Annotated in this window: 9 protein-coding genes; 2 read left to right on the top strand and 7 right to left on the bottom strand. The window is 53.4% G+C overall.

Translation table 11 applies throughout. The features are described from left to right. Window positions 1-353, bottom strand: a 353-nt coding sequence (locus tag RMSM_RS12645) for a DUF1501 domain-containing protein (protein ID WP_008696354.1), incomplete at its 3' end; no start/stop codon positions are given. 14 nt (window positions 354-367) lie between these two features. Next, complete coding sequence (locus RMSM_RS12640) at window positions 368-3385, bottom strand: PSD1 and planctomycete cytochrome C domain-containing protein (RefSeq protein WP_008696352.1); 3018 nt, start codon at window positions 3383-3385, stop codon at window positions 368-370. Between the two features lie 630 nt (window positions 3386-4015). Here RMSM_RS12640 and RMSM_RS12635 point away from each other — a divergent pair. Further along, a complete protein-coding gene (locus tag RMSM_RS12635; RefSeq protein WP_201767028.1) occupies window positions 4016-5548 on the top strand; it encodes a BNR-4 repeat-containing protein in 1533 nt (510 codons plus the stop codon). Window positions 5549-5605: 57 nt separating this feature from the next. Here the strand turns inward: RMSM_RS12635 and asd are convergent, their stop codons facing one another. The 3 genes from asd to RMSM_RS12625 all read right to left on the bottom strand — a co-directional run bounded on the left by asd (window position 5606) and on the right by RMSM_RS12625 (window position 8253). Continuing rightward, entirely contained in the window at window positions 5606-6511 is a 906-nt protein-coding gene (asd, locus tag RMSM_RS12630) for an archaetidylserine decarboxylase (RefSeq protein ID WP_008696349.1), read from the bottom strand. Window positions 6512-6583: 72 nt separating this feature from the next. Beyond that, entirely contained in the window at window positions 6584-6727 is a 144-nt protein-coding gene (locus tag RMSM_RS40910) for a hypothetical protein (RefSeq protein WP_008696348.1), read from the bottom strand. A gap of 11 nt (window positions 6728-6738) precedes the next feature. Further along, window positions 6739-8253, bottom strand: coding sequence for a sulfatase family protein (locus RMSM_RS12625; RefSeq protein WP_081614133.1), 1515 nt, complete (start codon window positions 8251-8253; stop codon window positions 6739-6741). Between the two features lie 249 nt (window positions 8254-8502). Here RMSM_RS12625 and RMSM_RS12620 point away from each other — a divergent pair, with 249 nt between their 5' ends. After that, window positions 8503-9231 (top strand): LamG domain-containing protein, encoded by a 729-nt coding sequence (locus RMSM_RS12620; RefSeq protein ID WP_008696345.1) that lies wholly within the window; start codon window positions 8503-8505, stop codon window positions 9229-9231. 133 nt (window positions 9232-9364) lie between these two features. On the opposite strand, the gene RMSM_RS41765 is transcribed toward RMSM_RS12620, so the two are convergent. Together RMSM_RS41765 and RMSM_RS12615 are read right to left on the bottom strand one after the other, a co-directional pair. Further along, window positions 9365-9538, bottom strand: coding sequence for a hypothetical protein (locus RMSM_RS41765; protein ID WP_008696343.1), 174 nt, complete (start codon window positions 9536-9538; stop codon window positions 9365-9367). Between the two features lie 96 nt (window positions 9539-9634). After that, a partial coding sequence (locus tag RMSM_RS12615) for a DUF1559 family PulG-like putative transporter (RefSeq protein WP_040766138.1) occupies window positions 9635-9973 on the bottom strand: 339 nt, incomplete at its 5' end.

Genomic DNA, 9973 nt, shown 5'->3' with positions numbered 1-9973 from the left:
TGTGTGCCTTGGATGAAGGCGAATCGTTTGCCTTCTAAGAAGGACTGCGGCGTATGCTTGCCATCCAAACGTTTCAGATCAGGTTTGTAGTCAAACAGCTCCAATTGACTCGGTGCCCCGATCATGTGCAAAAAGATCACGCGTTTTGCTTTGGCGGGCAATGGGGGCGCGACGGGGCTAAGCGGATTTTGGGAATCGTGCGTGGGGTAGTGCTGCGAGGCGGCTTTGGCGGATTGCTGCATCGCCATCCACATCGCGCCCATTCCTGTCGTACAGCCCTGAAGGAAATGGCGGCGGGTTGTTTGCTGTAGTGCAGTGAATTGCGTTTCGCGATAAAGGTTACGATTGTTCATGGTTTGCTCGGCTCTTATTTCATCACGACTTCGTCAAGATTCAACAATACTGCGGCGACGGTGGTCATCGCTTCGCGAGAATCGCTGGCTGCGATCGAGTCGCTGGTTTGGGCATTAAATAGCGCGATCAGATCTTGCAGATCGGCATCGCTTGGTTCACGGCAAGTGGCGATGATGAAACCGTGGCGAATTTGCTGACGAAGATCATCGTCCAGTCCCAGCATTCGACCCGCAAGTGCATTGGCACATTCGGCAAACGTTTCATCGTTTAGCATCATCAACGCTTGCAGCGGTGTATTGGATCGCAAACGCCGCGGAGCACAGAACTCGCGTGACGGTGAATCAAATGCGGCAAACATTGGGTAGGGAATGCTGCGTTTCATATAGGTATAGATCGAACGACGGTAGCGATTTTCTTCTCCCGGTTTGGCCAACGCCCATTTGTCACCGGCATAAAAGGGCTTCCAAACCCCATCGGGAATCGGCGGATGAACGGGCGGTCCGTATGGCTTCGTGCTCAGCAAGCCCGCCAATGCTAACGCTTGGTCACGAACCATTTCCGATGGCAATCGATGACGTGGGCCTCGGGAAAGCCATTGGTTTTGCGGGTCAAGTCGGAGGCTTTGTTCGTCGATTCGTGCCGATTGACCGTACGTTCGCGAGAGCACGATTTCACGAATCATCGTTTTCATGCTCCACTGTTGTTCGTTTTGGAAACGCAACGCCAAAAAGTCAAGCAATCCGCGGTGTGACGGTGGCTCGCCCGACGATCCAAAGTCCTCTTCGCTGAGCACCAGTCCGGTTCCAAACAACTGGGCCCACACTCGATTGACCGCAACGCGAGCTGTCAGCGGATTCTGTGGGCTGACCAGCCATTTGGCGAGTGCCAATCGATTGGGCTGCGTTGATTGATCTTCGTCTACACCTGGATCAAGCGGATGAAGCGATTCCGGGGTATCCGGTGTGACTCGTTGCCCCTTGGTTAGGAACAAACCGCGTTCAAACAGGTGGCTAGGTCTCGACAAATGGTCGGCACGCTCCTGCATCACCGGCACCGAAACCGACTTGATTTTCGAACGCTCGGCTACCAGTTTGGCTAGTTGGTTTTGCGATTGCATGACCGCTTCATCACGCAGCAATTCAGTAAATTGAGGTTGGTCCGTGACCGCCAAGTGGCCTCGCCGGGCAACCAGCGGAAACGCCCCGAGGGCAAATACGGGATGTTTCATTGTGACTCGCAGCCGTGCGTTGGCAGGAATATCTAGCGGCGTATCGAGTACAAACGCCGCTTCGCGTGTGTGATGGATGCGTGAATAGGCCGCGAACCCCCGGTTGTTTTTTCCATTCAAGCTGTCGTTGGGATCATAGAACGGCTGAGGTTCATCGCCGAAGACGCGAGCAAGCTTGATCGCGACCGGATCCGCTTTGTCGTTGACGACCAACTCCGCGGTGACCTCGGCCATTACGAATCCCCACTCGGAATCGTCGAGTCCGGTTTCAGGATCGAGCGGCTTGGCGGTGACGCGAATCGCGGTCAGCTGTTTTAATTCGGTGGGCAGGGGGGCTTCGAGCGTGATGGCCGTGTTCCGCTGGACGGTGTCGACGGTGTAGTACTCGTCATGGTCTCCGACACGTTGCACTTCGACACGGGTTGCGTTGTTGGTCGCAGCTTTCAATTCGGTTAGTGGTGACCAAGCATCGACGGCCCGTAGCAATGCAAATTCACGGTTCCATATTTGATTGCGGAGTTTAGCGATTTGCCGATCGAGTTGAGTCGCTTTGTCGTAGTCACGCGAATCCAGCGGTGCTTCGATGACGGGGTAATCTTCGCCTAAATCGCTGTCTGCAGTGTTATTAAAAAATGCGGCAAACTCATAAAACTCTTCATGGCGAAACGGATCATAGGGGTGACTATGGCACTGCACACAACCGAACGTCACGCCTAGCCAGGTTTGCCACGTTGTGCTGACGCGATCGAGTACTGCCGCGACTCGGAATTCTTCATCGTCGGTCCCGCCTTCTTCGTTGGTCTGGGTCAACCGATGCGCTGCGGTAGCGATTAGATCCTCGATCGTCCGGTCCGGCAGCAGATCGCCCGCGATTTGTTTGATCGTGAATTCGTCGTAGGGCAAGTCGCGATTGAATGACTCGATTACCCAGTCGCGATACTTCCAAACCGATCGGCGGCCATCAAGCCCAAGTCCTTTTGAATCAGCATAGCGAATTTGGTCCAACCACACGCTGGCCCATCGTTCGCCGAAAGCGGTCGAGGCCAGTAACTGATCGACATAATCTCGCCGTGCCGCGTCACGGTCTTGTTTGGCGTGTCTTAAAAAAGATGTTCGTTGCTCGAGTGTCGGTGGCAATCCGGTCAAATCGAGCGTAACACGTCGCAGCCATCGCTCGGGCGCTGCATCTGGCGACGGCGTTAGCCCTTTTTCATCCAACTTCGCGAGCACAAAACGATCAAGCGGTTGGCGTTGCCAAGCCGAATCCGACACCTCCGGCAGTGGTTGTGGCTGCGGCGCGGCGTAAGACCAATAGCTTGCTTTCCAGACGGCGCCTTGCTGAATCCACTTGGTCAAGATCGCAACGTCGTTGTCGGACAAAGGGGGCCCATGATCCGGTGGTGGCATGCGAAAATCGGGATCGGCTGTGACCACCCGCTCGATCAGCACCGAGTTCTCAGGATCGCATGGTTCGACAATCCATCCATCCGGCGGCAACACTTGTTCCCGGTAGACAAAGGAAACGTCGCCGGCTTGTTTAACGCCACCATGACACGCCGTGCAGTGTGCATTGAAGATCGGCCGCACGTGCTCATTAAAATCGATTACCTCTGGAATCGTCGATTCACCCTCGCCCGCCACGACGCTATCCCCGTCGGATCCGAACGTGCTAATGACCAGTGGCCCAAACCCCGTCGGGTTGATACCGCTGACCCCCATCGCAACCAACAAAACACCGACGAGGCGAAAGAAGCGAGAACAATGTCGCGAAGAACTGCGAAAACGGTTTACAAAGACACTCATACGCAATCGTTGTTAATGCCGTGGAAATCGGTGGGATAGTTGGCAGGCGTTTTGTTGTTTCAGCAGCACTGGAGTCTGCGGAAATAAGGGCGTTTTATTGACGCCAGTGGAGCGCCGGGGAGCCGGATTTGAGTTGCCTTATTACCGTCGGCCCATTCGCATCGGCCCATTCGCATCGGCACGGTTATCTTTGGCCAGCAAGGCGTTTTCGTTCAATTTGGCCCGGCGGAACAGGCACAACGCTTCGGTGGGGCTTCATTATACGAAAGTTTGTTCTCAAACGCACTTCAAAAGCATCGTCACGCTAATTTTTGACTCGCACTAGGCAGCTAGGAAACAATCTATCCGTAAATTTCGCCGCTTTGGCGGCGGCCACGGTTGCGACATCCAGCCGGGGCTAGCGAGATTTCACCTAATGATGCCTTCCTAGCATACCCCTCTCGCGTTGTTATTTGACCCATTTTGTTGACGGCGCCTCCGCTGTCTTATGTCGTGTGTGCCCAACCCCGCTATAGTGGAGCCAAAATTGAAAAACACATAAAATCATTTCCCTCCCACGCACGCCGTTCGTCGCATCGCGTCGTCCCCTGCCTCGGTGTGAATAGTTAATAGACAAGGTTAAATTTCTTCATGCGATATATGCTTCGTGCCCTGCCGTTTCCGTGGTTCATCACTGCGATCATGTCTCTGTCCGTTGTCGGCAATGCATTCGGCGTTCAGCCTGACGCAAAAACCGAAACCCGACGCATCGACGGATACAAGGGAATTTGGTTTACGCTTGGGCAATTCTACGGCAAAGGCAGCGGGGACCGGCCGTATGCAAAGGTATCGCGTGAACCGGTCTTTCCCTACGGTGATAAATACTCAGGTGGACTGGGGACCTACACGGCCAAGCACACACCGCTGGCGATTTACTGTCCCGAAGTTGAGAAGACATTTTTCGTTTATGGAGGAACCACAGGCCCTGATGAACGCCATCTGTTGTGCATGATTTCCTACTTCGATCACAAGACAAACCAAGTGCCGCGGCCGGTGGTGGTTCATAACAAACAAGGCGTGGACGATCCACATGATAATCCCTCTCTCGCAATCGACTCCGATGGATACGTTTGGGTTTTCGTGAGCGGTCGTGGTCGCAGCCGACCTGGATTTAAGTATCGCAGCACGCAACCCTACAGCATTGATCACTTCACGCAGATTAGCGAAGAAGAGATGACTTACCCTCAGCCGCATGTGATTGCGGACAACGGTATGCTGCATCTCTTTACCAAATACACCGGCGTACGTGAGCTGTACTGGGAACGCAGCAAAGACGGTGTCGATTGGACAGCGGACCAGAAGTTGGCAGGCATCCGAGAACCAGGTGATTCCAACGGCGGTCACTACCAAAGCAGTGCTATTCGAGGCGACAAAGTCGGCACATTTTTTAATCGACATCCCAATGGCAACGTCGACCGACGCACCGATCTGTACTATGTGCAAACCTGCGACATGGGAACGTCATGGACTACCGTCGATGGCACAGTGCTCGAAACACCGCTCGTTGATGTGAACTGCCCCGCGCGGGTTGTGGACTATGCCTCGCAGGGATTGAATGTCTATCTGAAAGACATGAAATTTGACCACTCGGGCCATCCGGTGCTGTTATACGTGACCAGCCCCGGTGCCGAGCCGGGGCCGCCGAATGACCCGCGACATTTTCGTATCACACGGTGGGATGGTGCGGATTGGAAAACATCGACCATTGGACCCACGGACCACAATTACGATATGGGCAGCTTGGACCTTGGCAATCAAAACGATCCTGTATGGACGGTGCGAATTCCGTCCGCTTCGGGACCACAACCCTGGCACGGAGGCGGTGAAGTCGTGCTTTGGGAAAGTCGCAACCAAGGCGGTTCATGGGTGAAGAAGCGACAGGTCACCAGCAACAGTCCCAAAAATCACAACTACATCCGGCAACCGCTGAAGGCAAAAGATCCCTTTTTTGTCTTTTGGGCCGATGGCGATCCGACACGGATGAGCACCAGTCAACTCTATTTTGCGGACCGATCGGGGCAAAACGTTTGGCGACTTCCCTATCAGATGACTGACGATTTTGCCGAGCCGGAATTAGTGGCTTCGCCAAGTTCAGCAGATGCGGACGAAAAACAACCAAAGTAGTCATACCCGATGTTTTTGGTAGGCCCGTTGGATGGCACCCGTGGATAAGATTCCGGTTTAACTAAAACCGGCAACGTCTCCCATCCGCGCATAGACTTCGCGTTGTTGCGAGGCGTGTTTGAGCAAATCATCGGAAAACTGAACTCGTCCGGGTTCAATCAACACGATCGTCATCGAACCGCCAAACGTGAAATAGCCTTTGTCATCCCCTTTTTGCACTGAGTCCGCAGTAAAGGTTTGATGAATCCCGCCGACACACGCCGCGCCCACTTCGATCATCAACACCGTGCCGAGAGCTTCGGTTTGTATTTCGGTGATCACCCGTTTGTTTTCCCACAATATGGCCAACCGTTTTCGCAGTGCGATCGGATTGACTGAGGAGAGCGATCCAGGGATCAAACGTGTTTCGTTAACAACACCCGAAACCGGAAAATGGAAACGGTGGTAATCGACCGGACAAAGACGAGAGATCAGCATGCTGCCGGTGGCGTAGCGATCGGCCAACTCGCGGTTGCCCAACAGGCGAGCCAAGTCCATTTTTTGTCCCTTGATCCAGAATCCTTTGGTCTTTGAGACGTCGGCAATTGCCAAGTGCCTTCCATCGGCGGGAAAGACGATCGAATCGGGGTCGCTGTCGATTGGCCGGGCTGCGGGCGTCAACTTACGATAAAAAAATTCATTAAACGTACGAAACGATTCCGGCGGATCCTGAAACTCGTTCGAATCGAGTTTGTAGGTTTCGATAAAGGGAATCACCTTGGCTCGACTGGCGGCACGGTCCATCCGCCACCCGTACCACTTCGAGAACCACACGCGTTTGGCCGCGACTGACAATGCGATTTGGCCTGGGATGGTTTCGTAGGTCCAGCGAAGAAACGGCTCGCCATAAATTTCTTCCTGTTCGATCTTACCCGTATAGCGATTAAAGAAAGTGATCGCATCTCGCTCGGGGGGGGCATCCATTTTGGTTGACAAACACTTTTCCCTAAAAATAATCCGCTGCAGTTCCCAAACGTTCTATGTGAATTTCGGGTGTCATTCCAAGGTCGGCATGATAGCGTACGGGCGATTCCGCGTCATGCGTCCGTAGCGATGATCCGGAATGCCAACGAAGTGCATCCATGAATCGCCACCCTCGTCCGAACTTGGTGTTAACTCGCATGTGATCACGTCTGCCATTTCCCTATCGGTCACTTCGATAAGCGGGGCGCTGAAAAACCTTGTTCGCGAATCTGTTTCAATTTCGCTTGCAACTGGGCCACCAATTCGGGATGCTGTTTTGCTAGATTGTTCCGCTGACCGATATCCTCGCTCAAGTTGTACAGTTCAACCGGGCCTTTGTCGTCAGCCGGGTAGCCATGTTTGCTTTCCCATGGTTTGTTGCGTCCGCTGACGTAGCCCGATTTCGTATCGACAAGAAGCCAATCGTTGTGACGGATCGCATACCCGTTCGCGTGGGTGTTGTGTACGTGCGTGGTACGAACCGGCGATGACGAACCGTTCAACAGCGGCATCAAGTTGTGCGAATCTTCGGCGGCGTCCTGTGGCAATTGGAACTCGATCGCATCGGCAATCGTCGCCATGATGTCGATTTGCGAAACGAGTGATGTATTCGTGGATCCTGGCTCAACGGTACCCGGCCAACGAACAAGAAACGGAACATGATGACCGCCTTCGTATAGGTCTCGTTTGAGCCCTCGAAACGGTTTGCTCGACCAATGGTCGTATTTCTGGTCGCGGGCATAGGCGTATCTTTCCGGCCCGTTGTCGGCGGTGAAGATGACAATCGTGTTGTCCGCTTCGCCCGCGTCGTCCAATGCCGTCAACAGGCGGCCGATCGCATGGTCCGTTTCGTAGACGAAATCGCCATAGGGGCCCGCCCCCGATTTCCCATCGAAGCGATCGTTAGGAATGATTGGCGCATGCGGTGACGGAAAAGCAAAGTACAAGAAGAATGGTTTGTCGCTTTGCTTTCGCGATTCGAGAAACTCGACGCCACGCTGGGTAATCGTAGGAATGTTTTGGTAGGGATCCCAATCCGACGCCATTGGCCCCGGTCGACATTCCCAATTGCCTTCTTTGATCGGCTTCCACTTCGATGTGTCCATCATCGTATCGGGAGCTTTGACGACATGATCATCTTGAATCCAACAATAGGGCGGGAAATTGATCACGGTATCGCCAAAATAGGAATCAAATCCGTGCGCAAGCGGACCATCGGGAATCGATTTTTCCCAATCAAAATCCTCTGGCCCCCAAACTTGGTTGCGTCCTTGCTTCGAGCTCGTGGCATCGGGTTTACGAATCGCTGCCCAATCCCAACCTAAATGCCATTTACCGATCGCAGCCGTGTCGTATCCGACTTGCTTCATCATCTCTGCAAGCGTTAGCCGTTCGGGGGCAAAGACCGACTCACCAAACGCGTTGACGATCCCATGAAAGTCACGCCAATGGTGACGGCCGGTCAGCAAGGCATAGCGGCTTGGGGTACAGATGCCGGACGAGGAATGCCCGTCAGTGAACCGCATCCCCTGGCTAGCCAGTTGCGACAGATTAGGTGTCGGGATTTTCGAATCTGGATTGTTGCAGCGAAGATCGCCATAGCCGAGATCGTCAGCATACAGGATCAAGACGTTGGGTTTCTCTGCGATCGCGAGACCCTGCAAACCAAAAATGATCGCAAACAAAAGAGCTGCGTATCTCATAAATTTCCTTTGGAAAAGTTCAGCGAGTTGGGAGGCGGTAGAGCACTACTTGATCCATCGTCGAACCGGTTAGTGTAGTCGAAATTTGATCCCGTTTGTATTTCACACGATCTCAACCATTGATCACGGCACTTTGGCGTGGGAGAATAATGCGATGACGAACGTCACCACGACGGTCGCAACTGCAGGCACGAATTCAGCTGCCGCTCCCTTGACACACAGCCAACCCAACCCGGTATCACCGCAACTATGATTAAAACATTCTTTTGCGTCGCTATCACGCTTGCTCTTTCAACATCCCTGCTTTCGTTACCCGCTCGTGGTCATGAGCTCGGCAAACTGATTTTTGCAGATGACTTTGAACGCAACGAGTCTCAAGAGCAAACGGACGAAGTCGGCAACGGTTGGGGAACGAACAGCAAAACGCGAGCGGGCGGCAACAAGCAAGTTGACTTAAAAGACGGTGCGATGCACATCTACATCCACCAGGATGCTGACCACGGTGTCTCGGTGACGCACCCCGCTGAGTTTAAAAACGGTGCGGTGCAATTGAAGTTCAAACTCGAACATGAAAAAGACACGCTGGGACTGAACTTCGCCGACTTGCAGTACAAGAAGGTGTGGGCGGGCCATTTGTTCAAAGTGACGGTCGGTGTCAAACAGACCGAGATCGCCGATCTAAAGACCGGCGTGATGGACCTAAAGATTCGCGAAGCGCGCCAAAACAACACCATTACCGCTGAGCAACAAGCGACGCTAAAGACCAAAACGAAGCGGTTCTCTCACAAACTGGAGACGGGAAAATGGTACACCGTGCTTGCTGAGATCAACGGCGACACATTGACCGTTTCGATCGATGGAAAAGAAGTAGGCTCGTTTTCATCGCCTGGCATCGCGCACCCAACCAAGCGAATGTTGCGATTGGCGGTGCGCCGAAATGTCGTCGTCGACGATGTCAAAATCTACAGCGCACTTTGATCAAGAGTGCGTTGCCTCGATGTTTCGAACAACATTTTCGCACGGTCTGCGAAATAGCACGGTTTATTAATTCGCACGGTTTATTAAACCGTTAGCGGACGACGCGGTGGGTCGTCTCGGTGCTGCAGCCGATTTACTCTCCTTCGTCCGCTTCCAACAATGCCTGCTCTCGCTCAAGTTCGGCTTGGTAGTCGGCGATGGCTTGCTCATCCGCATCTTCAATGACGTTGGTCGGGGCTGAATCGCCACAACCCGTTATACAAGAGAACATAAACAAGCTGACCATCAGACAAAGTTTTCGAATCATGGGAAGCTCCAGAATTAAAGCGAGTGGGGTGGCAAAAAAGAAGGTCCTGAGGCGACATCACCTCAGAACCTGTTTGCAATGTAGATCAAGCGATGGTTAAAAATCGGAATCGATCGTTTCGCGTGCAGCACGCGTGCCCAACGATCCCCACAATCCATACGGACTCTTCGAACCGGGCGTTGCCGCGCCCGTACCGTTTAACCAGACAGCCGGAGCCGTCGAATTGCCTGCTTCAATTGAATCGGTGATAAACTTCACCGCTCCATCCCCCATCAATACATGCACCCCGCCTTGGTGACGACTTGATGGTGGAAGCATCGCGATATTTGATCCGCGGTTAAAGGCACACAGATTTTTGTTTGGCGGCAAGATCGTGGTCATTGCCGAGTAGATCTGTTGGGCACTTGCCCAGCGATATCCGCGCCCGTGGTCGCG

The sequence above is a fragment of the Rhodopirellula maiorica SM1 genome (assembly GCF_000346295.1).
Classification (GTDB): Bacteria; Planctomycetota; Planctomycetia; order Pirellulales; family Pirellulaceae; genus Novipirellula; species Novipirellula maiorica.
The sequence above is the reverse complement of the archived record's forward strand: the minus strand, read 5'-3'. Positions and strand labels throughout refer to the sequence as shown.

What these genes read in the sequence shown, in the direction of transcription:
- RMSM_RS12640 (WP_008696352.1), bottom strand. Translation starts at nt 3,385, where the DNA reads ATGAGTGTCTTTGTAAACCGTTTTCGCAGTTCTTCGCGACATTGTTCT.
- RMSM_RS12635 (WP_201767028.1), top strand. Translation starts at nt 4,016, where the DNA reads ATGCGATATATGCTTCGTGCCCTGCCGTTTCCGTGGTTCATCACTGCG.
- asd (WP_008696349.1), bottom strand. Translation starts at nt 6,511, where the DNA reads ATGGATGCCCCCCCCGAGCGAGATGCGATCACTTTCTTTAATCGCTAT.
- RMSM_RS40910 (WP_008696348.1), bottom strand. Translation starts at nt 6,727, where the DNA reads ATGGCAGACGTGATCACATGCGAGTTAACACCAAGTTCGGACGAGGGT.
- RMSM_RS12625 (WP_081614133.1), bottom strand. Translation starts at nt 8,253, where the DNA reads ATGAGATACGCAGCTCTTTTGTTTGCGATCATTTTTGGTTTGCAGGGT.
- RMSM_RS12620 (WP_008696345.1), top strand. Translation starts at nt 8,503, where the DNA reads ATGATTAAAACATTCTTTTGCGTCGCTATCACGCTTGCTCTTTCAACA.
- RMSM_RS41765 (WP_008696343.1), bottom strand. Translation starts at nt 9,538, where the DNA reads ATGATTCGAAAACTTTGTCTGATGGTCAGCTTGTTTATGTTCTCTTGT.